The following is a 25,259-nucleotide window of genomic DNA, read 5'->3' on the forward strand; positions in this document are numbered from 1 at the left end:
AGCAATGGAATTAGTATTGAAAGACGCGCAGAGCGCGCTGACTGTTTCCGAAACTACCTTCGGTCGTGATTTCAACGAAGCGCTGGTACACCAGGTTGTTGTTGCTTATGCAGCTGGTGCTCGTCAGGGTACTCGTGCTCAGAAGACTCGTGCTGAAGTAACTGGTTCAGGCAAAAAGCCGTGGCGCCAGAAAGGTACCGGCCGTGCGCGTTCAGGTTCTATCAAGAGCCCGATCTGGCGTTCCGGTGGCGTAACCTTCGCTGCTCGTCCGCAGGACCACAGTCAAAAAGTTAACAAAAAGATGTACCGCGGCGCGCTGAAAAGCATTCTGTCCGAACTGGTACGTCAGGATCGTCTGATCGTTGTCGAGAAGTTCTCTGTTGAAGCGCCTAAAACTAAGCTGCTGGCACAGAAACTGAAAGACATGGCTCTGGAAGATGTGCTGATCATCACCGGTGAGCTGGACGAGAACCTGTTCCTGGCTGCGCGCAACCTGCACAAGGTTGACGTACGCGATGCAACTGGTATCGACCCGGTTAGCCTGATCGCCTTCGACAAAGTCGTAATGACTGCTGATGCTGTTAAGCAAGTTGAGGAGATGCTGGCATGATTCGTGAAGAACGTCTGCTGAAGGTGCTGCGTGCACCGCACGTTTCTGAAAAAGCGTCTGCTGCGATGGAAAAAACAAACACCATCGTTCTCAAAGTTGCTAAAGACGCGACCAAAGCAGAAATCAAAGCTGCTGTGCAGAAACTGTTTGAAGTCGAAGTCGAAGTCGTTAACACCCTGGTCGTTAAAGGGAAAGTTAAACGTCACGGACAGCGTATCGGTCGTCGTAGCGACTGGAAAAAAGCTTACGTCACCCTGAAAGAAGGCCAGAATCTGGACTTCGTTGGCGGCGCTGAGTAAGTCGGAGGAGTAATACAATGGCAGTTGTTAAATGTAAACCGACATCTCCGGGTCGTCGCCACGTTGTTAAAGTGGTTAACCCTGAGCTGCACAAGGGCAAACCTTTTGCTCCGTTGCTGGAAAAAAACAGCAAATCCGGTGGTCGTAACAACAATGGCCGTATCACCACCCGTCATATCGGTGGTGGCCACAAGCAGGCTTACCGTATTGTTGACTTCAAACGCAACAAAGATGGTATCCCGGCAGTTGTTGAGCGTCTTGAGTACGATCCGAACCGTTCCGCGAACATCGCGCTGGTTCTGTACAAAGATGGCGAACGCCGTTACATCCTGGCCCCTAAAGGCCTGAAAGCTGGCGACCAGATTCAGTCTGGCGTTGATGCTGCAATCAAAGCAGGTAACACCCTGCCGATGCGCAATATCCCGGTTGGTTCTACCGTTCATAACGTAGAAATGAAACCAGGTAAAGGCGGTCAGCTGGCTCGTTCCGCTGGTACTTACGTTCAGATCGTTGCTCGTGACGGTGCTTATGTCACCCTGCGTCTGCGTTCTGGTGAAATGCGTAAAGTCGAAGCAGACTGCCGCGCTACTCTGGGCGAAGTTGGCAATGCTGAGCATATGCTGCGCGTACTGGGTAAAGCAGGTGCTGCACGCTGGCGTGGTGTTCGTCCTACCGTTCGCGGTACTGCGATGAACCCAGTCGACCACCCACATGGTGGTGGTGAAGGTCGTAACTTTGGTAAGCACCCGGTATCCCCGTGGGGCCTGCAGACCAAAGGTAAGAAGACCCGCAGCAACAAGCGTACTGATAAATTCATCGTACGTCGCCGTAGCAAATAATTTTAGAGGATAAGCCATGCCACGTTCTCTCAAGAAAGGTCCTTTTATTGACCTGCACTTGCTGAAGAAGGTAGAGAAAGCGGTGGAAAGCGGAGACAAGAAGCCCCTGCGCACTTGGTCCCGTCGTTCAACGATCTTTCCTAACATGATCGGTTTGACCATCGCTGTCCATAATGGTCGTCAGCACGTTCCAGTTTTTGTTTCCGACGAAATGGTTGGTCACAAACTGGGTGAATTCGCACCGACTCGTACTTATCGCGGCCACGCTGCTGATAAAAAAGCGAAGAAGAAATAAGGTAGGAGGAAGAGATGGAAACTTTAGCTCAACATCGCCATGCTCGTTCTTCTGCTCAGAAGGTTCGCCTCGTAGCAGACCTGATTCGCGGTAAGAAAGTGTCGCAGGCCCTGGATATTCTGACCTACACCAACAAGAAAGCTGCTGTACTGGTCAAGAAGGTACTGGAATCTGCCATTGCTAACGCTGAACACAACGATGGCGCTGACATTGACGATCTGAAAGTTGCGAAAATTTTCGTAGACGAAGGCCCGAGCATGAAGCGCATTATGCCGCGTGCGAAAGGTCGTGCAGATCGCATCCTGAAGCGCACCAGCCACATCACTGTGGTTGTGTCCGATCGCTGAGACTCTGGAGACTAGCAATGGGTCAGAAAGTACATCCTAATGGTATTCGCCTGGGTATTGTCAAACCATGGAACTCTACCTGGTTCGCGAACACCAAAGAATTCGCTGACAACCTGGACAGCGATTTTAAAGTACGTCAGTTCCTGACTAAAGAACTGGCTAAAGCGTCCGTATCTCGTATCGTTATCGAGCGTCCGGCTAAGAGCATCCGTGTGACCATTCACACTGCTCGCCCGGGCATCGTTATCGGTAAGAAAGGCGAAGACGTAGAAAAACTGCGCAAGGTCGTAGCGGATATCGCTGGCGTTCCTGCACAGATCAATATCGCCGAAGTTCGTAAGCCAGAACTGGACGCTAAACTGGTTGCTGACAGCATCACTTCTCAGCTGGAACGTCGTGTTATGTTCCGTCGTGCGATGAAGCGTGCTGTACAGAACGCAATGCGTCTGGGCGCTAAAGGTATCAAAGTTGAAGTTAGCGGCCGTCTGGGCGGCGCGGAAATCGCACGTACCGAATGGTACCGTGAAGGTCGCGTACCGCTGCACACTCTGCGTGCTGACATCGACTACAACACCTCTGAAGCGCACACCACTTACGGTGTAATCGGCGTTAAGGTATGGATCTTCAAAGGCGAGATCCTGGGTGGTATGGCTGCTGTTGAACAACCGGAACCGGCTGCTCAACCTAAAAAGCAGCAGCGTAAAGGCCGTAAATAAGGAGCGTCGCTGATGTTACAACCAAAGCGTACAAAATTCCGTAAAGTGCACAAAGGCCGCAACCGTGGTCTGGCGCAGGGTACGGATGTTAGCTTCGGCACTTTCGGTCTGAAAGCTGTTGGCCGTGGTCGTCTGACTGCACGTCAGATCGAAGCAGCACGTCGTGCTATGACCCGTGCAGTTAAGCGTCAAGGTAAGATCTGGATCCGTGTATTCCCGGACAAACCGATCACCGAGAAGCCGCTGGAAGTTCGTATGGGTAAAGGTAAAGGTAACGTGGAGTACTGGGTTGCCTTGATTCAGCCGGGTAAAGTCCTTTATGAAATGGACGGCGTACCGGAAGAGCTGGCCCGTGAAGCCTTCGGCCTGGCAGCAGCGAAACTGCCTATCAAAACCACCTTTGTAACTAAGACGGTGATGTAATGAAAGCAAAAGAGCTGCGTGAAAAAAGCGTTGAAGAGCTGAACGCTGAGCTGCTGAACCTGCTGCGCGAGCAGTTCAACCTGCGTATGCAGGCTGCAAGTGGCCAGCTGCAACAGACTCATCTGCTGAAGCAAGTGCGTCGTGATGTTGCACGCGTTAAGACTTTACTGACTGAGAAGGCGGGTGCGTAATGACCGATAAAATCCGTACTCTGCAAGGTCGCGTAGTTAGCAATAAAATGGAGAAATCCATTGTTGTTGCTATCGAACGTGTGGTGAAACACCCGGTATACGGTAAGTTCATCAAGCGTACGACCAAACTGCACGTACATGACGAGAACAACGAATGCGGTATCGGTGACGTGGTCGAAATCCGCGAATGCCGTCCGCTGTCCAAGACCAAGTCCTGGACGCTGGTTCGCGTTGTAGAGAAAGCAGTTCTGTAATAGAGCCTGTATTCTCAACGGATAAACGGCTCAGCGATGAGCCGTTTATTTTTTCTACCCATATCCGATTTCCGGTGTTATAATGCCGCGCCCTCGATATGGGGATTTTTAACGGCCCGACTTTGGGTCTCAGTAGTAGTTGACATTAGCGGAGCACTAAAATGATCCAAGAACAGACTATGCTGAACGTCGCCGACAACTCCGGTGCACGTCGCGTAATGTGTATCAAGGTTCTGGGTGGCTCGCACCGTCGCTACGCAGGCGTAGGCGACATCATCAAGATCACCATCAAGGAAGCAATTCCGCGTGGTAAGGTCAAAAAAGGTGATGTGCTGAAGGCGGTAGTGGTGCGCACCAAGAAGGGTGTTCGTCGCCCGGACGGTTCTGTCATTCGCTTCGATGGTAATGCATGCGTTATTCTGAACAATAACAGCGAGCAGCCCATCGGTACGCGTATTTTTGGGCCGGTAACTCGTGAGCTTCGTACCGAGAAGTTCATGAAAATTATCTCTCTGGCACCAGAAGTACTCTAAGGAGCGAATCATGGCAGCGAAAATCCGTCGTGATGACGAAGTTATCGTGTTAACCGGTAAAGATAAAGGTAAACGCGGTAAAGTTAAGAATGTCTTGTCTTCCGGCAAGCTCATTATTGAAGGTATCAACCTGGTTAAGAAACACCAGAAGCCGGTTCCGGCTCTGAACCAACCGGGTGGCATCGTTGAAAAAGAAGCTGCTATTCAGGTTTCTAACGTTGCAATCTTCAATGCGGCAACCGGCAAGGCTGACCGTGTAGGCTTTAGATTCGAAGACGGCAAAAAAGTCCGTTTCTTCAAGTCTAACGGCGAAACTATCAAGTAATTTGGAGTAGTACGATGGCGAAACTGCATGATTACTACAAAGACGAAGTAGTTAATAAACTCATGACTGAGTTTAACTACAATTCTGTCATGCAAGTCCCTCGGGTCGAGAAGATCACCCTGAACATGGGTGTTGGTGAAGCGATCGCTGACAAGAAACTGCTGGATAACGCAGCAGCTGATCTGACAGCAATCTCCGGTCAAAAGCCGTTGATCACCAAAGCACGCAAATCAGTTGCAGGCTTCAAAATCCGTCAGGGCTATCCGATCGGCTGTAAAGTAACTCTGCGTGGCGAACGCATGTGGGAGTTCTTTGAGCGCCTGATCACTATTGCTGTACCGCGTATCCGTGACTTCCGTGGCTTGTCCTCTAAGTCTTTCGACGGTCGTGGTAACTACAGCATGGGTGTCCGTGAGCAGATCATCTTCCCAGAAATCGACTACGATAAAGTCGACCGCGTTCGTGGTTTGGATATTACCATTACCACTACTGCGAAATCTGATGAAGAAGGCCGCGCTCTGCTGGCTGCCTTTGACTTCCCGTTCCGCAAGTAAGGTAGGGTTACTTAATGGCTAAGCAATCAATGAAAGCACGCGAAGTAAAGCGCGTGGCTTTAGCTGATAAATTCTTCGCTAAACGCGCTGAACTGAAAGCTATCATCTCTGATGTGAACGCAACCGACGAAGATCGTTGGAATGCCGTTCTCAAGCTGCAGACTCTGCCGCGTGATTCCAGCCCGTCTCGTCAGCGTAATCGCTGCCGTCAAACAGGTCGTCCGCATGGTTTCCTGCGGAAGTTCGGGTTGAGCCGTATCAAGGTCCGTGAAGCCGCCATGCGCGGTGAAATCCCGGGTCTGAAAAAGGCTAGCTGGTAATTGTCACCAATTGAATCACGGGAGTAAAGACAGATGAGCATGCAAGATCCGATCGCGGATATGCTGACCCGTATCCGTAACGGTCAGGCCGCGAATAAAGCTGCGGTCACCATGCCTTCCTCCAAGCTGAAAGTGGCAATTGCCAACGTGCTGAAGGAAGAAGGCTTTATTGAAGATTTTAAAGTTGAAGGCGACATCAAGCCGGAACTGGAACTGACTCTTAAGTATTTCCAGGGTAAAGCTGTTGTAGAAAGCATTCAGCGTGTCAGCCGCCCAGGTCTGCGCATCTATAAACGTAAAGATGAGCTGCCGAAAGTTATGGCGGGTCTGGGTATCGCAGTTATTTCTACCTCTAAAGGTGTTATGACTGATCGTGCAGCGCGCCAGGCTGGTCTTGGTGGCGAAATTATCTGCTACGTAGCCTAATCGGAGGAAAAAATGTCTCGTGTTGCTAAAGCACCGGTCGTTGTTCCTGCCGGCGTTGACGTAAAAATCAACGGTCAGGTTATTACGATCAAAGGTAAGAATGGCGAGCTGACTCGTACTCTCAACGATGCTGTTGAAGTTAAACATGCAGATAATGCACTGACCTTCGGTCCGCGTGATGGTTTCGCAGACGGTTGGGCTCAGGCTGGTACCGCGCGTGCCCTGCTTAACTCAGTAGTTATCGGTGTTACCGAAGGCTTCACTAAAAAGCTTCAGCTGGTTGGTGTAGGTTATCGTGCAGCGGTTAAAGGGGATGTAGTAAACCTGGCTTTAGGTTTCTCTCATCCTGTTGAACACAAGCTGCCGGCCGGTATCACTGCAGAATGTCCGACTCAAACTGAAATCGTGCTGAAAGGCGCTGATAAGCAGGTGATCGGCCAGGTTGCAGCAGATCTGCGCGCCTACCGTCGTCCTGAGCCTTATAAAGGCAAGGGTGTTCGTTACGCCGACGAAGTCGTGCGTACCAAAGAGGCTAAGAAGAAGTAAGGTAACACTATGGATAAGAAATCTGCTCGTATCCGTCGTGCGACCCGCGCACGCCGCAAGCTCCAGGAGCTGGGTGCAACTCGCCTGGTGGTACATCGTACCCCGCGTCATATTTACGCACAGGTAATTGCACCGAACGGTTCTGAAGTTCTGGTAGCTGCTTCTACTGTAGAAAAAGCTATCGCTGAACAACTGAAGTACACCGGTAACAAAGACGCGGCTGCAGCTGTGGGTAAAGCTGTTGCTGAACGCGCTCTGGAAAAAGGCATCAAAGATGTTTCCTTTGACCGTTCCGGGTTCCAATATCATGGTCGTGTCCAGGCACTGGCAGATGCTGCCCGTGAAGCTGGCCTTCAGTTCTAAGGTAGAGGTGTAAGATGGCTCACATCGAAAAACAAGCTGGCGAACTGCAGGAAAAGCTGATCGCGGTTAACCGCGTATCTAAAACCGTTAAAGGTGGTCGTATTTTCTCCTTCACAGCTCTGACTGTAGTTGGTGATGGTAATGGCCGCGTAGGTTTTGGTTACGGTAAAGCGCGTGAAGTTCCAGCAGCGATCCAGAAAGCGATGGAAAAAGCCCGTCGCAATATGATTAACGTCGCGCTGAACCACGGCACCCTGCAACACCCGGTTAAAGGTGTTCACACGGGTTCTCGTGTATTCATGCAGCCAGCTTCCGAAGGTACCGGTATCATCGCCGGTGGTGCAATGCGCGCCGTTCTGGAAGTTGCTGGAGTTCATAACGTTCTGGCTAAAGCATATGGTTCCACCAACCCGATCAACGTGGTTCGTGCAACTATTGATGGCCTGGAAAATATGAATTCTCCAGAAATGGTCGCTGCCAAGCGTGGTAAATCCGTTGAAGAAATTCTGGGGAAATAAACCATGGCAAAGACTATTAAAATTACTCAAACCCGCAGTGCAATCGGTCGTCTGCCGAAACACAAGGCAACGCTGCTTGGCCTGGGTCTGCGTCGTATTGGTCACACCGTAGAACGCGAGGATACTCCTGCCGTTCGTGGTATGGTCAACGCGGTTTCCTTTATGGTTAAAGTTGAGGAGTAAGAGATGCGTTTAAATACTCTGTCTCCGGCCGAAGGCTCCAAAAAGGCGGGTAAACGCCTTGGTCGTGGTATCGGTTCTGGCCTCGGTAAAACCGGTGGTCGTGGTCACAAAGGTCAGAACTCTCGTTCTGGCGGTGGCGTACGTCGCGGTTTCGAGGGTGGTCAGATGCCTCTGTACCGTCGTCTGCCGAAATTCGGCTTCACTTCTCGTAAAGCGATGATCACTGCAGAAATTCGTCTGTCTGATCTGGCTCACGTAGAAGGCGATGTAGTCGACCTGAACACGCTGAAAGCAGCTAACATTATCGGTATTCAGATTGAGTTCGCGAAAGTGATCCTGTCTGGTGAGGTAGCTCGTCCGGTAACTGTTCGTGGCCTGCGTGTGACTAAAGGTGCTCGTGCTGCTATCGAAGCTGCTGGCGGTAAAATTGAGGAATAAGTAGCAGATGGCTAAGCAACCGGGATTAGATTTTCAAAGTGCCAAAGGTGGACTTGGCGAACTGAAACGCAGACTTTTGTTTGTTATCGGTGCGCTGATTGTGTTCCGTATTGGTTCTTTTATTCCGATCCCTGGTATTGATGCCGCTGTACTTGCCAAACTGCTTGAGCAACAGCGAGGCACCATCATTGAAATGTTCAACATGTTCTCTGGTGGTGCTCTCAGCCGTGCTTCTATCTTTGCTTTGGGTATCATGCCGTATATTTCGGCATCGATTATTGTCCAACTGTTGACGGTTGTTTATCAGCCGCTGGCAGAAATAAAGAAAGAAGGGGAGTCTGGTCGTCGTAAGATCAGCCAGTACACCCGCTACGGTACTCTGGTGCTGGCGATATTCCAGTCGATCGGTATTGCTACCGGTCTGCCGAATATGCCTGGTATGCAGGGCCTGGTGATGAATCCAGGCTTTGCATTCTATTTCACCGCTGTTGTAAGTCTGGTCACAGGGACTATGTTCCTGATGTGGCTCGGCGAACAGATTACTGAACGTGGTATCGGTAACGGTATTTCGATCATTATCTTCGCTGGTATCGTTGCGGGTCTCCCGCCAGCCATCGCCCATACTATCGAGCAAGCGCGTCAAGGCGACCTGCACTTCCTCCTGTTGCTGTTGGTTGCAGTATTAGTATTTGCCGTGACCTTCTTTGTTGTATTCGTAGAACGTGGTCAACGCCGCATTGTGGTGAACTACGCGAAGCGTCAACAAGGTCGTCGTGTCTATGCTGCACAGAGCACACATTTACCGCTGAAAGTGAATATGGCAGGGGTTATCCCGGCAATCTTCGCTTCCAGTATTATTCTGTTCCCTGCGACCATCGCGTCATGGTTCGGGGGCGGAACCGGTTGGAACTGGCTGACAACAATTTCGCTGTATTTGCAGCCTGGGCAACCGCTTTATGTGTTACTCTATGCGTCTGCAATCATATTCTTCTGTTTCTTCTACACGGCGTTGGTTTTCAACCCGCGTGAAACAGCAGATAACCTGAAGAAGTCCGGTGCATTTGTACCAGGAATTCGTCCGGGAGAGCAAACGGCGAAGTATATTGATAAAGTGATGACTCGCCTGACCCTGGTTGGTGCGTTATACATTACCTTTATCTGCCTGATCCCGGAGTTCATGCGTGATGCAATGAAAGTGCCGTTCTACTTCGGTGGAACCTCGCTGCTTATTGTTGTCGTTGTGATTATGGACTTTATGGCTCAAGTGCAAACTCTGATGATGTCAAGTCAGTACGAGTCTGCATTGAAGAAGGCGAACCTGAAAGGCTACGGCCGCTAACAGGGCGCCCGAGAAGTTACGGAGAGTAAAAATGAAAGTTCGTGCTTCCGTCAAGAAATTATGCCGTAACTGCAAAATCGTTAAGCGTGATGGCGTCATCCGCGTGATTTGCAGTGCCGAGCCAAAGCATAAACAGCGCCAAGGCTGATTTTTTCGCATATTTTTCTTGCAAAGTTGGATTGAGCTGGCTAGATTAGCCAGCCAATCTTTTGTATGTCTGTGCGTTTCCATTTGAGTATCCTGAAAACGGGCTTTTCAGCATGGTGCGTACATATTAAATAGTAGGAGTGCATAGTGGCCCGTATAGCAGGCATTAACATTCCTGATCACAAACATACCGTAATCGCATTAACTGCTATTTTCGGTATCGGCAAGACCCGCTCTAAAGCCATCTGTGCTGACACGGGTATCGCTGAAAATGTTAAGATCAGTGAGCTGTCTGAAGAACAAATTGAATCCCTGCGTGAAGCAGTAGGTAAATTTGTCGTTGAAGGTGATCTGCGCCGTGAAATCACCCTGAGCATCAAGCGTCTGATGGACCTTGGTTGCTATCGTGGTTTACGCCATCGTCGTGGTCTTCCGGTTCGCGGTCAGCGTACTAAGACCAACGCACGTACCCGTAAGGGTCCGCGTAAACCGATCAAGAAATAATCGGGGTGATTGAATAATGGCAAAGGCACCAGTTCGTGCACGTAAGCGTGTAAGAAAACAAGTCTCTGATGGCGTGGCTCATGTCCATGCTTCTTTTAACAACACCATCGTTACCATTACCGATCGTCAGGGTAACGCACTGGGTTGGGCAACAGCCGGTGGTTCCGGTTTCCGTGGTTCTCGCAAATCCACTCCGTTTGCAGCTCAGGTTGCAGCAGAGCGTTGCGCTGAAGCCGTAAAAGAATACGGCATCAAGAATCTGGAAGTTATGGTCAAAGGTCCGGGTCCGGGTCGCGAATCTACCATTCGTGCACTGAACGCCGCTGGTTTCCGCATCACTAATATTACTGATGTGACTCCGATCCCTCATAACGGTTGTCGTCCGCCGAAAAAACGTCGCGTATAACGCGCTCGTTTCTAGGATTGTTGGAGAAAGAAAATGGCAAGATATTTGGGTCCTAAGCTCAAGCTGAGCCGTCGTGAGGGCACCGACTTATTCCTTAAGTCTGGCGTTCGCGCGATCGATACCAAGTGTAAAATTGAACAAGCTCCTGGCCAGCACGGTGCGCGTAAACCGCGTCTGTCTGACTATGGTGTGCAGTTGCGTGAAAAGCAAAAAGTTCGCCGTATGTACGGTGTGCTGGAGCGTCAGTTCCGTAACTACTATAAAGAAGCAGCACGTCTGAAAGGCAACACCGGTGAAAACCTGTTGGCTCTGCTGGAAGGTCGTCTGGACAACGTTGTATACCGTATGGGCTTCGGCGCGACTCGTGCTGAATCACGTCAGCTGGTTAGCCACAAAGCTATCATGGTAAACGGTCGTGTTGTTAACATTGCTTCTTATCAGGTTAAAGCGAACGACGTTGTTAGCATTCGTGAGAAAGCGAAAAAGCAATCTCGCGTGAAAGCCGCTCTGGAGCTGGCTGAGCAGCGTGAAAAGCCAACCTGGCTGGAAGTTGATGCTGGCAAGATGGAAGGTACGTTCAAGCGTCAGCCGGAACGTTCTGATCTGTCTGCGGACATTAACGAACACCTGATCGTCGAGCTTTACTCCAAGTAAAGCTTAGTACCAAAGAGAGGACACAATGCAGGGTTCTGTGACAGAGTTTCTAAAACCGCGCCTGGTCGATATCGAGCAAGTGAGTTCGACGCACGCCAAGGTGACCCTTGAGCCTTTAGAGCGTGGCTTTGGCCATACTCTGGGTAACGCACTGCGCCGTATTCTGCTCTCATCGATGCCGGGTTGCGCGGTGACCGAGGTTGAGATTGATGGTGTACTGCACGAGTACAGCACCAAAGAAGGCGTTCAGGAAGATATCCTTGAAATCCTGCTCAACCTGAAAGGGCTTGCGGTGAGAGTTCAGGGTAAAGATGAAGTCATCCTTACTTTGAATAAATCTGGCATTGGCCCTGTGACCGCAGCCGACATTACCCATGACGGTGATGTCGAAATCGTCAAGCCGCAACATGTGATCTGCCACCTGACCGATGAGAACGCTGCGATTAGCATGCGTATCAAAGTTCAGCGCGGTCGCGGTTATGTGCCGGCTTCTGCCCGAATTCATTCGGAAGAAGATGAGCGCCCAATCGGCCGTCTGCTGGTCGACGCATGCTACAGCCCGGTAGAGCGTATTGCCTACAATGTTGAAGCAGCGCGTGTAGAACAGCGTACCGACCTGGACAAGCTGGTCATCGAAATGGAAACCAACGGCACAATCGATCCTGAAGAGGCGATTCGTCGTGCGGCAACAATCCTGGCAGAACAACTGGAAGCTTTCGTTGACTTACGTGATGTACGTCAGCCGGAAGTGAAAGAAGAGAAACCAGAATTCGATCCGATCCTGCTGCGCCCTGTTGACGATCTCGAATTGACTGTCCGCTCTGCTAACTGCCTCAAGGCAGAAGCTATCCACTATATCGGTGATCTGGTACAGCGTACCGAGGTTGAGTTGCTGAAAACGCCGAACCTGGGTAAAAAATCTCTTACCGAGATTAAAGACGTGCTGGCTTCACGTGGTCTGTCTCTGGGCATGCGCCTGGAAAACTGGCCACCGGCAAGCATTGCTGACGAGTAACCGGATCACAGGTTAAGGTTTTACTGAGAAGGATAAGGTCATGCGCCATCGTAAGAGTGGTCGTCAACTGAACCGCAACAGCAGCCATCGCCAGGCTATGTTCCGTAACATGGCTGGTTCGCTGGTTCGTCATGAAATCATCAAGACGACCCTGCCGAAAGCGAAAGAACTGCGTCGCGTAGTTGAGCCGCTGATTACTCTTGCCAAGACTGATAGCGTTGCTAATCGTCGTCTGGCATTCGCCCGTACTCGTGATAACGAGATCGTGGCAAAACTGTTTAACGAGCTGGGCCCGCGTTTCGCGAGCCGCGCCGGTGGTTACACTCGCATTCTGAAGTGTGGCTTCCGTGCAGGCGACAACGCGCCGATGGCATACATCGAGCTGGTTGATCGTGCTGAGCTGAAAGCAGAAGCTGCTGCAGAGTAATCTGTAGTAACGTAAAAAAACCCGCTTCGGCGGGTTTTTTTATATCCCCCCGATTCCTGCTTCATTACAATAGCTGTACTCTTTTTGTTCATCCCTGGGAGCCGTATAATGTGGTTACTGGACCAGTGGGCAGAACGCCATATCCTTGACGCACAAAGCAAAGGCGAGTTTGATAATCTTCCCGGCAGCGGCACACCGTTGACGTTGGATGATGACCTGCATGTGCCACCCGAATTACGCGCGGGCTACCGCTTACTCAAAAATGCCGGCTGTCTGCCCCCTGAGCTTGAGCAACGAAGAGAAGCCGTTGCGCTGGTCGATTTATTAAAAGCGGTCCGTCCGGACGATCCGCAGTATGCAGAGCTCAGCCGCCGACTTGCTTTGCTGGAACTGAAATTACGCCAGGCGGGATTGAATACCGATTTTTTACGTGGTGAATATGCAGACAGGCTTCAGAACAAAATTGATGAGGGGTAAGCATGTACCGTATTGGTGAACTCGCAAAGCTGGCTGATGTCACGCCCGATACCATTCGCTATTATGAAAAACAGCAGATGATGGCTCACGATGTACGCACAGAAGGTGGATTTCGCCTCTATACCGAGAACGATCTTCAGCGCCTGCGTTTCATCCGCTATGCCCGTCAGCTTGGGTTTACGCTGGAGGCGATCCGCGAATTACTGTCGATCCGCGTCGATCCGGAGCATCATACCTGTCAGGAATCGAAAGGTATTGTTCAGGCGCGTCTGAGCGAAGTGGAAGCACGAATTAAAGAGTTACAAACAATGCGCCGTTCATTGCAACGACTCAATGATGCCTGCTGCGGTACGGCTCATAGCAGCGTGTATTGTTCTATTCTCGAGTCCCTTGAACAAGGAGCCAGTAGTACCACAGCGGAACGTTGATTTTTTCATTGCGCGGATCTACACTCGCGCCGATCTCATTCACATTCAGGAGCTATTATGAGCCGCTATCAACACACGAAAGGGCAAATAAAAGACAATGCCATTGAGGCGTTGCTACATGACCCGTTATTCAGACAGCGAGTAGAGAAAAACCGGAAGGGGAAAGGCAGCTACCAACGTAAGGAAAAACATGCGGGGCGGAATGACCGGGAGGCCAGTGGCAAAAGAGTGAATCACTTTTTTACCACTGGCCTTCTGCTTTCTGTTGCCTGATTACGAACGTTTATTTTGTTCTTTCAGCAGATCGCGAATCTCACTTAACAAAACTTCTTCTTTCGTAGGTGCCGGTGGCGCAGCTGGCGCTTCTTCTTTCTTACGATTCAGTTTATTCATCAGTTTGATCGCCATAAAGATGGCAAATGCGACAATGATGAAATCAAATACGTTTTGAATAAACACGCCATAATGCATGACAACGGCCGGGACATCTCCCTGCGCATCGCGTAGCGTCACAGCGAACTGTTTAAAGTCGATCCCGCCAATGAGCAAACCCAGTGGAGGCATAATAATATCGGCCACTAATGACGATACAATTTTACCGAATGCCGCACCGATGATCACACCCACTGCCAAATCGACAACGTTCCCACGCATCGCGAATTCGCGAAACTCTTTTAAAAAACTCATTCTATTCTCCTTGAGTCAGTTGATACGTTAAGTTTAACAAATGTATTTTCATTTTCCATAACCAGTAAATATTTGCAGAAAAATATCATCCCTTGATTAATAAGGGATAATAAAAAGGGCGCTCGCATGGCGCCCTGGGGAATTACAGGAAGAAAGGGCTGGGCTGGAAAAGTCTTTCGACATCCGAGATAAATTTTTTGTCCGTCAAAAACATAATCACATGATCGCCCTGTTCAATACGCAGGTTATTATTGGCGATCATCACGTCATTGCCACGGACGACGGCGCCGATGATCGTACCAGGCGGTAGCTTGATCTCATCGATCGAGCGTCCCACTACGCGTGAGGTACTTTCATCGCCGTGAGCCACCGCTTCAATGGCCTCCGCGACACCGCGACGCAGTGACGACACGCCAACAATATCGGCCTTACGCACATGGCTCAGCAGGGCGGAGATCGTGGCTTGCTGCGGTGATATAGCAATATCGATCACGCTACCCTGCACCAGATCGACGTAGGCTTTCCGCTGGATCAACACCATGACTTTTTTGGCGCCCATCCGTTTGGCCAGCATTGCGGACATGATGTTAGCTTCATCATCGTTGGTGACGGCAATAAAGAGATCGACTTGATCGATGTGTTCTTCCGCCAGCAGCTCCTGATCCGAGGCATCGCCATAGAAAACAATCGTATTCTGCAGTTTTTCCGCAAGCTCGGCGGCACGTTGCTGATCGCGTTCGATAAGCTTAACGCTGTAATCTTTCTCAAGACGACGAGCAAGACCTGCGCCGATATTCCCCCCGCCAACCAGCATGATGCGCTTATAGGGTTTTTCCAGGCGCTGCAGTTCGCTCATGACGGCTCGAATATGCTGTGATGCGGCAATAAAGAACACTTCATCGCCGGCTTCAACGATGGTCGAACCCTGCGGGCGAATGGGTCTGTCGTGGCGGAAAATGGCCGCTACGCGAGTATCGATATGCGGCATATGTTCACGCATTGTCGAGAGCGCATTCCCCACCAGTGGACCGCCGTAGTAGGCTTTTACCACCGCGAGGCTGACTTTGCCTTCGGCAAAGTTTACGACCTGCAGTGCGCCTGGGTATTCAATGAGTCGGTAGATATTGTCGATAACCAGCTGTTCGGGCGCGATAAGATGATCGATAGGCACCGCTTCCGAATGGAATAGCTTTTCGGCATCCCGTACGTAATCCGGAGAACGAATACGCGCAATACGATTAGGCGTATTGAACAGGGAATAAGCGACCTGGCAGGCCACCATATTGGTTTCATCTGAACTGGTTACGGCAACCAGCATGTCGGCGTCGTCGGCGCCCGCTTCACGCAGCACGCGCGGGTGGGAGCCGTGTCCCTGAACAACGCGAAGGTCGAATTTATCCTGCAGGCTGCGCAGGCGGTCACCATTGGTGTCGACCAGGGTGATATCGTTGTTCTCTCCGACGAGGTTTTCCGCAAGCGTTCCGCCTACCTGACCGGCGCCCAGAATAATAATCTTCATCAGCAGTGATCCATTATTTCCGATGTTTGATCAGCTTAGCGTAAAAGAACCCGTCACCCTCTTCTGCGTCGGGCAAATTTTGTCTGCCCGGTTGCTCAGGTGTGCCGGTGAGGCTGAGCTCTGCATCTGGCGTGCGCTTCAGGAACGCAGCAATTTGCTGACTATTCTCTTCTGGAAGAATTGAGCAGGTTGCATAGACCAGTGTTCCGCCAGGTTTCAGATGAGGCCAGATGGCGTCAAGAATCTCCGCCTGCAGTTGGGCCAGCTCGGCAATGTCGCGATCGCGGCGTAGCCACTTAATATCCGGATGACGACGAATGACGCCTGTTGCCGAGCAGGGAGCATCGAGCAGAATGCGATCGAACTGTTCGTCTTCGCACCACTGAGCGGGATAGCGGCCATCTCCCTGTTTCACCTGCGCTTTCATTCCGAGTCGCTTCAGGTTGTCATAGACGCGCGACAGGCGCTGCTCATCAATATCAACCGCCATGACGCTGGCCTGCGGTGCCACTTCCAGAATATGCGTCGTTTTGCCGCCAGGGGCTGCGCACAGATCGAGGATTTTCTCGCCGTTTTCTGGGCTCAGATAGCGCATGCAGCCCTGGGCTGAAGCATCCTGGACGGTAACCCAGCCCTGGTCGAATCCGGGTAATGCCTGAACGGGTGCCGGCGTTGCCAGGCGCACCGCATCAGGATAATCAGGATGGGTAAAACCTTGCAGTCCGGCCTCTTCCAGAAGCGCGAGCCACTCATCGCGCGAATGATGATTGCGGTTTACGCGCAGCCACATAGGCGGGCGTTGGTTATTTGCATCAGCAATAGCCTGCCATTGCTGCGGCCATGATTTTTGCAGACGCTTGAGCAACCATGCCGGATGAAGAAAACGACTCTCGCTTTGGGCAAATTCAGCCAACAAAGCTTCCTGCTGGCGCTGAAACTGACGTAAAACACCGTTGATTAGTCCCTTCAACTGCGGGCGTTTGATGGCTACCGCGCCTTCCACCGTTTCCGCCAGCGCAGCATGGGCCGGAATGCGGGTATAGAGCAGTTGATAAAACCCCACCATAATTAAATAGTGAACGGTGCGTTGTTTGCCAGTCATCGGGCGAGCCATCAGTTTGTTAACCAGCCAGTCCAACTGGCTGAGGGTACGCAGAACGCCAAAGCACAGCTCTTGCAGCAGCGCTTTGTCCTTTTCCCCGACCTTTTGCTGCAATGGCGGCAGAACGTTACTTAATGACTGACCTTGTTCGACAACCTGCTCAATGGCTTTCGCCGCCAGGCTGCGTAAATTTAGTTTTTTTTTCATAACCGCAAAATAAAAATGCCCGGTAAATCCGGGCTTTAGACAGTGACTACCGTCAGGAGAGACGGTTACCGGGGATAAACCATTCCCGGCGAGAATTTAGCAAGTCCTGGGCGCTCATCGCTTTTTTACCTGCCGGCTGCAACAACTCGAGGTTCAGGATGCCATCGCCGGTTACGACCTGAATGCCTTGCTTGCCAGCGGCCACGATCGTACCAGGTTCAGCGCGGCGGGTTTCAGCAATGACGGATGCCTGCCACACTTTCACCGGTTGCTCATCAATTTCCAGCCAGCTCATAGGCCATGGGTTGAATGCGCGAATGCAACGTTCGAGTTGCGCAGCGGAAAGAGACCAGTCAATGCGGGCTTCTTCTTTACTGAGCTTCTCGGCATAGGTCACCAGCGCCTCATCCTGGACTTCCGGCTGAGTCGAACCGTTTGCGAGCTGAGTTAACGTTTCCAGCAACCCTTGTGGGCCAAGTTCTGCCAGCTTGTCATACAGACTGGCGCTGGTATCTTGCGCAGCGATTGGACAGGAGAGTTTATACAGCATGTCACCTGTATCCAGACCGACATCCATCTGCATGATGGTCACACCGGTTTCAGCATCACCCGCCCAGAGCGAGCGCTGAATAGGCGCCGCTCCGCGCCAGCGCGGCAGCAAAGAGCCGTGTACGTTGATACAGCCCAGCCGTGGCATATCCAGAACCGCTTTGGGCAGAATCAATCCGTAGGCAACAACGACCATGACATCGGCATTCAGCGAGGCAACCCGCTGCTGATTTTCCTGCGGGCGCAGGGAGACAGGCTGAAATACCGGTAAATTATTAGCTTCAGCCAGCACTTTTACCGGGCTCGGCATGAGCTTTTTACCGCGGCCTGCGGGGCGATCGGGCTGGGTAAATACGCCAACAATCTGGTGCCCAGACGACAGCAGCGCATCGAGATGACGCGCTGCAAAATCGGGAGTTCCCGCAAAGATAATACGTAGTGATTGTGACACGTTAGTCCTTGTCCTCAGGCACGCGTACGCAAACGGTCCAGTTTTTCAACTTTCTGGCGAATACGCTGTTGTTTAAGCGGCGACAGATAATCGATAAACAGTTTGCCTACCAGGTGATCCATTTCATGCTGGATACAGATAGCCAGCAGGCCGTCAGCATTCAGTTCAAACTGCTTGCCTTCGCGATCCAATGCACGAATCTTCACGGTTTCGGCACGTGGCACCAGTGCGCGCTGTTCCGGGATAGACAAGCAACCTTCTTCGATGCCCGTTTCACCGTCTTTTTCCAACAGCTCAGGGTTGATTAACACCAGCTGCTCTTCACGGTTTTCTGAAACATCGATAACGATAATGCGCTGATGAACATCTACCTGGGTGGCGGCCAGACCAATACCTTCTTCCGCGTACATCGTCTCGAACATATCATCGACGATGCGTTGAATTTCTGCATTGACTTCTTTTACCGGTTCAGCGACTTTGCGAAGGCGCTCGTCCGGGATATGTAACACTTGCAAAACTGCCATAAAGATCCAGAGTCGTATTCAGGAGTTGATAAGATTATTAGCTCTATTCTAGACAAAACCCCCTGTAATTGACAGTCTCGCTGTCCAATCGCAAAGATTGTTAAAGCCACTTATGGCAGGGGACAAGGATGACACCTACGGAGATCTGGCTGCGTCTGATGAAGGTGAGCAACCTTTATGGTGACAACATGGTGATGGCTGCCAGAATACTGCGCGCGGCCTCGGTGCCAGATCGCGAAGCATTGTACGCCTGTAGTCTGAGCGCAGCGCAAGCGAAGCAATTTCTATCCGTTGGCCAACAAGAGCTTGCGTCTACGCTATTGTGGCTGGAGCAACCCGGGCACCACCTGTTACTCGCTGATAATCCATTCTACCCACCCCGACTGCGCGCCATTGCTGACTATCCCGGCGCGCTTTTCGTTTGTGGAGATTTGACCGTGTTGAGCAGTTTGCAACTGGCCATTGTCGGCAGCCGTTCCCACTCCTGGTACGGTGCTCGCTGGGGGAAACTGTTCAGTGAAAGCCTGGCGCGTCTCGGTATCACCATTACCAGCGGTCTGGCGATCGGCATTGACGGTGTCGCTCACCGCGGCGCACTTGAGGCGTGCGGGAAGACAATCGGCGTACTTGGCAATGGATTAGGCGCAATCTACCCACGCCGTCATCATGCATTAGCCGGGAATATAGTGGAGAGCGGGGGAGCATTGCTGTCTGAGTTCCCTCTTTCAGCCTCCCCGTGGCCGGGAAACTTCCCTCGTCGGAATCGAATTATCAGCGGACTGAGTATTGGCGTGCTGGTGATTGAGGCCGCTTTGAAAAGCGGCTCGCTGGTGACCGTTCGCTGTGCGCTGGAGCAAGGAAGAGAGGTTTTTGCCCTACCTGGGCCGGTAGGTAATCCGGGTTCCGAAGGTCCACTCTGGCTGATTAAACAAGGTGCCATCCCCGTGACATCAGCGGCAGATATCATCGACTATTGCCAGCAGGAACTGCGATGGCTCCAGGATGTGCCTGACAATATAAATAATTGCATGGATCCGCCTCCCCTGGCATTGCCATTTCCAGAGCTCCTGGCTAACGTAGGAGATGAGGTAACACCTGTTGACGTTGTCGCTGAACGTGCCGGCCAATCTGTGCCAGTGACCGTAGCTCAGCTACTTGAACTGGAGTTAGCAGGCTGGATCGCAGCTGTACCCGGCGGCTATGTCCGATTAAGGAGGGCAAGCCATGTTCGACGTACTCATGTATTTGTTTGAGACTTACATCCAAAACGAAGCAGAAATGCGCGTGGATCAGGATAGACTGACCCGGGATCTCACCGATGCAGGATTCGATCGGGAAGATATTTATAACGCGTTGATGTGGCTAGAGAAACTGGCTGACTATCAGGAGGGGCTCGTTGCTCCCATGCAGCTTGCTTCTGACCCGCTCTCTTTGCGGATTTATACCGAAGAAGAGTGTCTGCGTCTGGATGCCAGTTGCCGGGGATTTTTATTATTCCTCGAGCAGATTCAGGTGTTGAACCTCGAAACACGGGAAATGGTGATAGAGCGCGTGCTGGCGCTGGATACAGCAGAATTCGATCTGGAAGACCTGAAATGGGTGATCCTGATGGTACTGTTTAATATTCCGGGCTGCGAAAATGCCTATCAACAAATGGAAGAATTACTCTTCGAAGTAAATGAAGGTATGCTGCACTAATCTTATTGCGGCAACATCGAGTTGTTATGACCAAATCAGCACTGTTTTCGGTGCGTAAAAATGAGCCCTGCCCACAGTGCGGGGCTGAACTGGTAATTCGCTCCGGGAAACACGGGCCGTTTCTCGGTTGCTCACACTATCCGGACTGTGACTATGTCCGTCCGCTGAAAAATCAGGCGGACGGACATATCGTAAAGGTACTGGAGGGGCAGGAATGTCCGTCTTGCGGTGCCGTTATGGTGTTACGTCAGGGACGCTTCGGTATGTTTATTGGCTGCAGCCGTTACCCGGAATGTGAACATACTGAAACTATTGATAAACCTGATGAAACAGCGATTTCCTGCCCGCAGTGTGGGCAAGGGCAGCTGGTTCAGCGTCGTTCTCGTTTCGGCAAAACCTTTCATTCCTGCGATCGTTATCCCGATTGCCAGTTCGTTATCAACTTCAAACCGGTAGCGGGTGAATGCCCTGAATGCCACTATCCGCTATTAATCGAAAAGAAAACGGCGCAGGGCGTAAAACGCTTTTGTGCCAGTAAACAATGTGGAAAGCCGATCCCGGCGGAACAAATCAGTGAATAAGAACCTGCAATCAGAAACCGTCGCCCATGCCGTGACGGTACTGCTTAACGAACATGTCATCGCCTATCCGACAGAAGCCGTTTTTGGCGTAGGCTGCGATCCTGACAGCGAAACGGCAGTCATGCACCTGCTGGCGCTTAAACAACGCCCCGTCGAGAAGGGGCTCATTCTGATCGCGGCCAGCTACGAACAACTGACACCTTATATTGATGATTCGCAGCTTAATGATAAACAGCGAGCGGCGATCTTCTCCTGCTGGCCGGGACCGGTCACGTTTGTCTTTCCGGCCCGCGCCACAACGCCACGCTGGTTGACCGGGCGCTTTGATTCCCTGGCGGTACGCGTCAGCGATCATCCGCTGGTGGTCGAATTGTGCGAGGCTTATGGCAAACCGCTGGTTTCAACCAGCGCGAATTTATCCGGTCAGCCGCCTTGCCGCACCACGGCTGAAGTTCTGGCTCAGTTTGGCGCCAGTTTCCCGGTCGTCGATGGTGCAACGGGTGGGCGTCAGAATCCGTCTGAAATTCGCGATGCCCTGACGGGCGAACTCTTTCGCCAGGGGTAATTTATGCAAACCTACGCTGTCTTCGGCAATCCGATCGCCCACAGTAAGTCCCCCTCTATTCACCAGCGCTTTGCGCAGCAGTTGCAGATTGTGCATCCGTATGGGCGAGTTCTGGCGCCGCTGGACGATTTTCGCTCTACTCTGGATACCTTCTTCGCCGAAGGGGGAAAGGGCGCTAACGTTACCGTTCCGTTCAAGGAGGAAGCGTTTGCCCGAGCGGATGAACTGACCGAACGTGCGGCTCTGGCGGGGGCGGTGAATACCCTAAAAAGGCTGGACGATGGACGTTTGCTAGGGGACAACACCGACGGGATTGGACTGCTGAGCGATCTGGAGCGGTTGGGGTTCATTAAACCGGGCTATCGGGTATTGCTCATCGGGGCTGGCGGGGCATCGCGGGGTGTCTTGCTACCCCTGCTGTCACTGGATTGCGCTGTCACTATCGTCAACCGGACTTATTCCCGCGCGCAGGAGCTGGCGACGCTGTTTGCGCATACCGGTAGTGTATGCGCGCTTGAGATGGGATCGCTGGCTGAGCATGAGTTCGATCTCATTATTAATGCAACTTCCAGCGGTATCAGCGGCGATGTGCCGGCAGTTCCCGCGTCCCTAATCAACACGCACGTCTATTGTTATGACATGTTTTATCAGAAGGGCAGCACGCCGTTTTTACACTGGTGCCAGGAGCATGGTGCGAAAATGTGTGCCGATGGGCTGGGTATGCTGGTGGCGCAGGCCGCCCACGCCGTTTTGCTCTGGCATGGAGTTCTGCCCGAGATTACACCGGTTATTCAGGCCTTGCATAAGGAACTGAATACGTGAATCAGTCGATTCAGTTTCCTGACAGAGAGGAGTGGGATAGCGACCGGCAGTGTGTCACCTTTCCCGCACTGGCTAATGGTATGCAGCTCACCTGCGCAATCAGAGGCGTAACGTTAAAACAGCGCTTCGGTGGTGATACCCCCGGGCAGTGGCTGGCCGCGTTTTGTGGACATCGCTGGGATCTGGAAGAAGAAGCTGAAGTATTGATCCGCGACCAGCAGGAAGATAATCAGGGCTGGGTATGGTTATCCTGATCCAGATAATCGTTTTTCCATTTCACATAGTTGTTTGCTGAATAGAGCAGACCTGCCCGTTCCGCCTCCGTCAGGGGGCGGATTTGTTTCACCGGGTTGCCAAAATAGAGATAGCCGCTTTCCAGCCGTTTGTTTTGCGGGACCAGGCTACCGGCACCAATCATCACATCGTCTTCTACTACTACGCCATCCAGTAAAATCGAGCCCATGCCAACCAGCACCCGATTGCCAATAGTACAGCCATGCAGCATGACCTTGTGACCAACGGTGACCTCTTCACCAATGATCAGCGGATTTCCCTGAGGGTTAGAGGCGGATTTGTGGGTGACATGCAGCACGCTGCCGTCCTGAATGTTAGTGCGGGCACCGATTGCTACATAGTTAACATCTCCGCGAATCGCAACCAGCGGCCAGATGCTGACATCATCAGCCATTCGGACATCGCCGATCGCTACGCTGGTGGCATCGATCATCACTCGCTGGCCGATTTGAGGGAATAAATCTTTATAAGGACGTAAATTAGCGGACATGGTTACCTCAATGAACCTGGGTTGTACCAAGACTCTGGTGGCTTTTGCGGCCACCTGCAACCCCTTATTGTGGTGAAAATTGAGCAATCTGAACAATAACGCCGCGAAAAGGGCGAAAAACCATCACTTGAAAAAAAAGATCGATAAAAGACTTGTGCAATAAAATGGGATCCCTATAATGCGCTCCCACTGACACGGCACATGTGAACGAGTTCACAGAGTAAGCCGGGTCGGCAGAGAAAAAAATCTGAAATTCAGGGTTGACTCTGAAAGAGGAAAGCGTAATATACGCCACCTCGCGACAGAGCGCTAAGCGCCGTCGCAACTGCTCTTTAACAATTTATCAGACAATCTGTGTGGGCACTCAAAGTGACATGGATTCTTAACGTCCTCGGACGAAAAATGAATACCAAGTCTCAGTGAGTGAACATACGTAATTCATTACGAAGTTCTTTTCTTTAGAAATAAAGAAACACGAGCATCAAACTTAAATTGAAGAGTTTGATCATGGCTCAGATTGAACGCTGGCGGCAGGCCTAACACATGCAAGTCGAACGGTAGCACAGAGAGCTTGCTCTCGGGTGACGAGTGGCGGACGGGTGAGTAATGTCTGGGAAACTGCCTGATGGAGGGGGATAACTACTGGAAACGGTAGCTAATACCGCATAACGTCGCAAGACCAAAGTGGGGGACCTTCGGGCCTCATGCCATCAGATGTGCCCAGATGGGATTAGCTAGTAGGTGGGGTAACGGCTCACCTAGGCGACGATCCCTAGCTGGTCTGAGAGGATGACCAGCCACACTGGAACTGAGACACGGTCCAGACTCCTACGGGAGGCAGCAGTGGGGAATATTGCACAATGGGCGCAAGCCTGATGCAGCCATGCCGCGTGTATGAAGAAGGCCTTCGGGTTGTAAAGTACTTTCAGCGAGGAGGAAGGCGGTGAGGTTAATAACCTCATCGATTGACGTTACTCGCAGAAGAAGCACCGGCTAACTCCGTGCCAGCAGCCGCGGTAATACGGAGGGTGCAAGCGTTAATCGGAATTACTGGGCGTAAAGCGCACGCAGGCGGTCTGTTAAGTCAGATGTGAAATCCCCGGGCTCAACCTGGGAACTGCATTTGAAACTGGCAGGCTTGAGTCTTGTAGAGGGGGGTAGAATTCCAGGTGTAGCGGTGAAATGCGTAGAGATCTGGAGGAATACCGGTGGCGAAGGCGGCCCCCTGGACAAAGACTGACGCTCAGGTGCGAAAGCGTGGGGAGCAAACAGGATTAGATACCCTGGTAGTCCACGCTGTAAACGATGTCGACTTGGAGGTTGTTCCCTTGAGGAGTGGCTTCCGGAGCTAACGCGTTAAGTCGACCGCCTGGGGAGTACGGCCGCAAGGTTAAAACTCAAATGAATTGACGGGGGCCCGCACAAGCGGTGGAGCATGTGGTTTAATTCGATGCAACGCGAAGAACCTTACCTACTCTTGACATCCAGAGAACTTAGCAGAGATGCTTTGGTGCCTTCGGGAACTCTGAGACAGGTGCTGCATGGCTGTCGTCAGCTCGTGTTGTGAAATGTTGGGTTAAGTCCCGCAACGAGCGCAACCCTTATCCTTTGTTGCCAGCGGTCCGGCCGGGAACTCAAAGGAGACTGCCAGTGATAAACTGGAGGAAGGTGGGGATGACGTCAAGTCATCATGGCCCTTACGAGTAGGGCTACACACGTGCTACAATGGCATATACAAAGAGAAGCGACCTCGCGAGAGCAAGCGGACCTCATAAAGTATGTCGTAGTCCGGATTGGAGTCTGCAACTCGACTCCATGAAGTCGGAATCGCTAGTAATCGTAGATCAGAATGCTACGGTGAATACGTTCCCGGGCCTTGTACACACCGCCCGTCACACCATGGGAGTGGGTTGCAAAAGAAGTAGGTAGCTTAACCTTCGGGAGGGCGCTTACCACTTTGTGATTCATGACTGGGGTGAAGTCGTAACAAGGTAACCGTAGGGGAACCTGCGGTTGGATCACCTCCTTACCTGAAGAACCTGCCTTTGTAGTGCTCACACAGATTGTCTGATGAATGATAAATTTCAAAATGTACTGCGAAGTGCATTGTGAAATTTTGCTCTTTAAAAATCTGGATCAAGCTGAAAATTGAAACGACACACTGTTTCCTTTCTCCGTAATAAGAAAGGAAGA

Annotated in this window: 41 protein-coding genes and 1 rRNA gene; 36 read left to right on the forward strand and 6 right to left on the reverse strand. The window is 51.6% G+C overall.

The features are described 5' to 3' along the window. Positions 1 to 4: 4 nt before the first annotated feature. From rplD to Electrica_RS02070, 29 genes are all read left to right on the forward strand, one after another. The gene (gene rplD, locus Electrica_RS01930; protein ID WP_000424395.1) at positions 5 to 610 is read left to right on the forward strand and encodes a 50S ribosomal protein L4; all 606 of its coding nucleotides are present in this window, start codon (positions 5 to 7) and stop codon (positions 608 to 610) included. After that, the gene (rplW, locus tag Electrica_RS01935) at positions 607 to 909 is read left to right on the forward strand and encodes a 50S ribosomal protein L23 (RefSeq protein ID WP_004868363.1); all 303 of its coding nucleotides are present in this window, start codon (positions 607 to 609) and stop codon (positions 907 to 909) included. Before rplD ends, rplW begins: the two co-directional genes overlap by 4 nt. Positions 910 to 926: 17 nt before the next feature. Continuing rightward, positions 927 to 1,748 (forward strand): 50S ribosomal protein L2, encoded by an 822-nt coding sequence (rplB, locus tag Electrica_RS01940; RefSeq protein WP_002919786.1) that lies wholly within the window; start codon positions 927 to 929, stop codon positions 1,746 to 1,748. A 16-nt stretch (positions 1,749 to 1,764) separates the two neighbouring features. After that, positions 1,765 to 2,043 carry a 30S ribosomal protein S19 gene (gene rpsS, locus Electrica_RS01945; RefSeq protein WP_001138115.1) on the forward strand — a complete coding sequence of 93 codons (279 nt, stop codon included), beginning with the start codon at positions 1,765 to 1,767 and terminating at the stop codon, positions 2,041 to 2,043. Between the two features lie 14 nt (positions 2,044 to 2,057). Continuing rightward, on the forward strand, positions 2,058 to 2,390 hold the full coding sequence (gene rplV / locus Electrica_RS01950; protein WP_002919773.1) for a 50S ribosomal protein L22: 333 nt from the start codon (positions 2,058 to 2,060) through the stop codon (positions 2,388 to 2,390). Positions 2,391 to 2,407: 17 nt separating this feature from the next. After that, positions 2,408 to 3,106 carry a 30S ribosomal protein S3 gene (gene rpsC, locus Electrica_RS01955; protein ID WP_002919766.1) on the forward strand — a complete coding sequence of 233 codons (699 nt, stop codon included), beginning with the start codon at positions 2,408 to 2,410 and terminating at the stop codon, positions 3,104 to 3,106. A 12-nt stretch (positions 3,107 to 3,118) separates the two neighbouring features. Next, complete coding sequence (gene rplP, locus Electrica_RS01960) at positions 3,119 to 3,529, forward strand: 50S ribosomal protein L16 (protein ID WP_002919759.1); 411 nt, start codon at positions 3,119 to 3,121, stop codon at positions 3,527 to 3,529. Then, complete coding sequence (gene rpmC, locus Electrica_RS01965; RefSeq protein ID WP_004868359.1) at positions 3,529 to 3,720, forward strand: 50S ribosomal protein L29; 192 nt, start codon at positions 3,529 to 3,531, stop codon at positions 3,718 to 3,720. The genes rplP and rpmC overlap by 1 nt, the downstream gene beginning before the upstream one ends. Next, a complete protein-coding gene (gene rpsQ, locus Electrica_RS01970; RefSeq protein WP_100686349.1) occupies positions 3,720 to 3,974 on the forward strand; it encodes a 30S ribosomal protein S17 in 255 nt (84 codons plus the stop codon). The genes rpmC and rpsQ overlap by 1 nt, the downstream gene beginning before the upstream one ends. Before the next feature lie 161 nt (positions 3,975 to 4,135). Beyond that, positions 4,136 to 4,507, forward strand: coding sequence for a 50S ribosomal protein L14 (gene rplN / locus Electrica_RS01975; protein ID WP_002919748.1), 372 nt, complete (start codon positions 4,136 to 4,138; stop codon positions 4,505 to 4,507). A 10-nt stretch (positions 4,508 to 4,517) separates the two neighbouring features. Then, positions 4,518 to 4,832: a 50S ribosomal protein L24 gene (gene rplX, locus Electrica_RS01980; protein WP_141963253.1), complete on the forward strand. Its 315-nt coding sequence runs from the start codon at positions 4,518 to 4,520 to the stop codon at positions 4,830 to 4,832. Positions 4,833 to 4,846: 14 nt separating this feature from the next. Beyond that, on the forward strand, positions 4,847 to 5,386 hold the full coding sequence (gene rplE / locus Electrica_RS01985; protein ID WP_100686347.1) for a 50S ribosomal protein L5: 540 nt from the start codon (positions 4,847 to 4,849) through the stop codon (positions 5,384 to 5,386). Positions 5,387 to 5,400: 14 nt separating this feature from the next. Beyond that, positions 5,401 to 5,706: a 30S ribosomal protein S14 gene (gene rpsN, locus Electrica_RS01990; protein WP_002919667.1), complete on the forward strand. Its 306-nt coding sequence runs from the start codon at positions 5,401 to 5,403 to the stop codon at positions 5,704 to 5,706. A 33-nt stretch (positions 5,707 to 5,739) separates the two neighbouring features. Continuing rightward, on the forward strand, positions 5,740 to 6,132 hold the full coding sequence (rpsH, locus tag Electrica_RS01995) for a 30S ribosomal protein S8 (protein ID WP_004106343.1): 393 nt from the start codon (positions 5,740 to 5,742) through the stop codon (positions 6,130 to 6,132). A 12-nt stretch (positions 6,133 to 6,144) separates the two neighbouring features. Beyond that, positions 6,145 to 6,678, forward strand: a complete 534-nt coding sequence (gene rplF, locus Electrica_RS02000) for a 50S ribosomal protein L6 (protein WP_041142965.1) — start codon at positions 6,145 to 6,147, stop codon at positions 6,676 to 6,678. A gap of 9 nt (positions 6,679 to 6,687) precedes the next feature. Then, the gene (rplR, locus tag Electrica_RS02005; RefSeq protein WP_000358960.1) at positions 6,688 to 7,041 is read left to right on the forward strand and encodes a 50S ribosomal protein L18; all 354 of its coding nucleotides are present in this window, start codon (positions 6,688 to 6,690) and stop codon (positions 7,039 to 7,041) included. A gap of 14 nt (positions 7,042 to 7,055) precedes the next feature. Further along, the gene (rpsE, locus tag Electrica_RS02010) at positions 7,056 to 7,559 is read left to right on the forward strand and encodes a 30S ribosomal protein S5 (RefSeq protein WP_004106339.1); all 504 of its coding nucleotides are present in this window, start codon (positions 7,056 to 7,058) and stop codon (positions 7,557 to 7,559) included. A 3-nt stretch (positions 7,560 to 7,562) separates the two neighbouring features. Next, positions 7,563 to 7,742 (forward strand): 50S ribosomal protein L30, encoded by a 180-nt coding sequence (gene rpmD, locus Electrica_RS02015; protein ID WP_001140434.1) that lies wholly within the window; start codon positions 7,563 to 7,565, stop codon positions 7,740 to 7,742. Positions 7,743 to 7,745: 3 nt separating this feature from the next. Further along, positions 7,746 to 8,180: a 50S ribosomal protein L15 gene (gene rplO / locus Electrica_RS02020; protein ID WP_041142964.1), complete on the forward strand. Its 435-nt coding sequence runs from the start codon at positions 7,746 to 7,748 to the stop codon at positions 8,178 to 8,180. 7 nt (positions 8,181 to 8,187) lie between these two features. Next, complete coding sequence (secY, locus tag Electrica_RS02025; RefSeq protein ID WP_004868351.1) at positions 8,188 to 9,519, forward strand: preprotein translocase subunit SecY; 1,332 nt, start codon at positions 8,188 to 8,190, stop codon at positions 9,517 to 9,519. Between the two features lie 31 nt (positions 9,520 to 9,550). After that, a complete protein-coding gene (rpmJ, locus tag Electrica_RS02030; protein ID WP_000868187.1) occupies positions 9,551 to 9,667 on the forward strand; it encodes a 50S ribosomal protein L36 in 117 nt (38 codons plus the stop codon). 146 nt (positions 9,668 to 9,813) lie between these two features. Next, positions 9,814 to 10,170, forward strand: coding sequence for a 30S ribosomal protein S13 (gene rpsM, locus Electrica_RS02035; RefSeq protein WP_004106333.1), 357 nt, complete (start codon positions 9,814 to 9,816; stop codon positions 10,168 to 10,170). A gap of 16 nt (positions 10,171 to 10,186) precedes the next feature. Then, positions 10,187 to 10,576, forward strand: coding sequence for a 30S ribosomal protein S11 (gene rpsK / locus Electrica_RS02040; protein ID WP_004138423.1), 390 nt, complete (start codon positions 10,187 to 10,189; stop codon positions 10,574 to 10,576). 33 nt (positions 10,577 to 10,609) lie between these two features. Further along, a complete protein-coding gene (rpsD, locus tag Electrica_RS02045) occupies positions 10,610 to 11,230 on the forward strand; it encodes a 30S ribosomal protein S4 (RefSeq protein WP_004868345.1) in 621 nt (206 codons plus the stop codon). Positions 11,231 to 11,255: 25 nt separating this feature from the next. Continuing rightward, positions 11,256 to 12,245, forward strand: coding sequence for a DNA-directed RNA polymerase subunit alpha (locus Electrica_RS02050; RefSeq protein ID WP_002919219.1), 990 nt, complete (start codon positions 11,256 to 11,258; stop codon positions 12,243 to 12,245). Between the two features lie 40 nt (positions 12,246 to 12,285). Continuing rightward, positions 12,286 to 12,672 (forward strand): 50S ribosomal protein L17, encoded by a 387-nt coding sequence (gene rplQ / locus Electrica_RS02055; protein WP_004868344.1) that lies wholly within the window; start codon positions 12,286 to 12,288, stop codon positions 12,670 to 12,672. A gap of 108 nt (positions 12,673 to 12,780) precedes the next feature. Further along, positions 12,781 to 13,149, forward strand: a complete 369-nt coding sequence (locus tag Electrica_RS02060; protein ID WP_141963255.1) for a DnaJ family domain-containing protein — start codon at positions 12,781 to 12,783, stop codon at positions 13,147 to 13,149. Between the two features lie 2 nt (positions 13,150 to 13,151). Continuing rightward, positions 13,152 to 13,577 (forward strand): Zn(2+)-responsive transcriptional regulator, encoded by a 426-nt coding sequence (gene zntR, locus Electrica_RS02065; RefSeq protein WP_131050669.1) that lies wholly within the window; start codon positions 13,152 to 13,154, stop codon positions 13,575 to 13,577. A gap of 57 nt (positions 13,578 to 13,634) precedes the next feature. Then, positions 13,635 to 13,850 (forward strand): alternative ribosome-rescue factor A, encoded by a 216-nt coding sequence (locus Electrica_RS02070; protein ID WP_131050670.1) that lies wholly within the window; start codon positions 13,635 to 13,637, stop codon positions 13,848 to 13,850. Here the strand turns inward: Electrica_RS02070 and mscL are convergent, their stop codons facing one another. The 5 genes from mscL to def form a co-directional block, all read right to left on the reverse strand. Further along, positions 13,851 to 14,264 carry a large-conductance mechanosensitive channel protein MscL gene (gene mscL / locus Electrica_RS02075; RefSeq protein ID WP_100686342.1) on the reverse strand — a complete coding sequence of 138 codons (414 nt, stop codon included), beginning with the start codon at positions 14,262 to 14,264 and terminating at the stop codon, positions 13,851 to 13,853. 142 nt (positions 14,265 to 14,406) lie between these two features. Then, entirely contained in the window at positions 14,407 to 15,783 is a 1,377-nt protein-coding gene (gene trkA, locus Electrica_RS02080; RefSeq protein ID WP_032690486.1) for a Trk system potassium transporter TrkA, read from the reverse strand. Between the two features lie 13 nt (positions 15,784 to 15,796). After that, on the reverse strand, positions 15,797 to 17,092 hold the full coding sequence (gene rsmB / locus Electrica_RS02085; protein WP_141963258.1) for a 16S rRNA (cytosine(967)-C(5))-methyltransferase RsmB: 1,296 nt from the start codon (positions 17,090 to 17,092) through the stop codon (positions 15,797 to 15,799). 52 nt (positions 17,093 to 17,144) lie between these two features. Further along, entirely contained in the window at positions 17,145 to 18,092 is a 948-nt protein-coding gene (gene fmt, locus Electrica_RS02090) for a methionyl-tRNA formyltransferase (RefSeq protein ID WP_131050672.1), read from the reverse strand. Positions 18,093 to 18,106: 14 nt separating this feature from the next. Further along, complete coding sequence (def, locus tag Electrica_RS02095; RefSeq protein ID WP_141963260.1) at positions 18,107 to 18,616, reverse strand: peptide deformylase; 510 nt, start codon at positions 18,614 to 18,616, stop codon at positions 18,107 to 18,109. A gap of 128 nt (positions 18,617 to 18,744) precedes the next feature. On the opposite strand from def, the gene dprA reads away from it, so the two are divergent. The 6 genes from dprA to Electrica_RS02125 are packed head-to-tail and all read left to right on the forward strand — an operon-like array spanning position 18,745 to position 22,536. Next, the gene (gene dprA, locus Electrica_RS02100) at positions 18,745 to 19,869 is read left to right on the forward strand and encodes a DNA-protecting protein DprA (protein ID WP_141963262.1); all 1,125 of its coding nucleotides are present in this window, start codon (positions 18,745 to 18,747) and stop codon (positions 19,867 to 19,869) included. Then, positions 19,841 to 20,314, forward strand: a complete 474-nt coding sequence (gene smg / locus Electrica_RS02105; RefSeq protein WP_100686337.1) for a DUF494 family protein Smg — start codon at positions 19,841 to 19,843, stop codon at positions 20,312 to 20,314. Before dprA ends, smg begins: the two co-directional genes overlap by 29 nt. Positions 20,315 to 20,340: 26 nt before the next feature. After that, positions 20,341 to 20,895 (forward strand): DNA topoisomerase family protein, encoded by a 555-nt coding sequence (locus Electrica_RS02110; RefSeq protein ID WP_100686336.1) that lies wholly within the window; start codon positions 20,341 to 20,343, stop codon positions 20,893 to 20,895. Beyond that, a complete protein-coding gene (gene tsaC / locus Electrica_RS02115; protein ID WP_141963264.1) occupies positions 20,888 to 21,460 on the forward strand; it encodes an L-threonylcarbamoyladenylate synthase type 1 TsaC in 573 nt (190 codons plus the stop codon). Before Electrica_RS02110 ends, tsaC begins: the two co-directional genes overlap by 8 nt. 3 nt (positions 21,461 to 21,463) lie before the next feature. Beyond that, complete coding sequence (aroE, locus tag Electrica_RS02120) at positions 21,464 to 22,282, forward strand: shikimate dehydrogenase (protein ID WP_100686334.1); 819 nt, start codon at positions 21,464 to 21,466, stop codon at positions 22,280 to 22,282. Next, complete coding sequence (locus tag Electrica_RS02125; RefSeq protein ID WP_141963266.1) at positions 22,279 to 22,536, forward strand: DUF1488 family protein; 258 nt, start codon at positions 22,279 to 22,281, stop codon at positions 22,534 to 22,536. Before aroE ends, Electrica_RS02125 begins: the two co-directional genes overlap by 4 nt. Here Electrica_RS02125 and Electrica_RS02130 read toward each other — a convergent pair. Then, on the reverse strand, positions 22,512 to 23,066 hold the full coding sequence (locus Electrica_RS02130) for a gamma carbonic anhydrase family protein (protein ID WP_131050676.1): 555 nt from the start codon (positions 23,064 to 23,066) through the stop codon (positions 22,512 to 22,514). The genes Electrica_RS02125 and Electrica_RS02130 overlap by 25 nt on opposite strands. A 489-nt stretch (positions 23,067 to 23,555) precedes the next feature. On the opposite strand from Electrica_RS02130, the gene Electrica_RS02135 reads away from it, so the two are divergent. Beyond that, positions 23,556 to 25,095, forward strand: a 16S ribosomal RNA gene (locus tag Electrica_RS02135). Positions 25,096 to 25,259 lie beyond the last annotated feature (164 nt).

This window comes from Klebsiella electrica (genome assembly GCF_006711645.1).
GTDB lineage: Bacteria > Pseudomonadota > Gammaproteobacteria > Enterobacterales > Enterobacteriaceae > Klebsiella > Klebsiella electrica.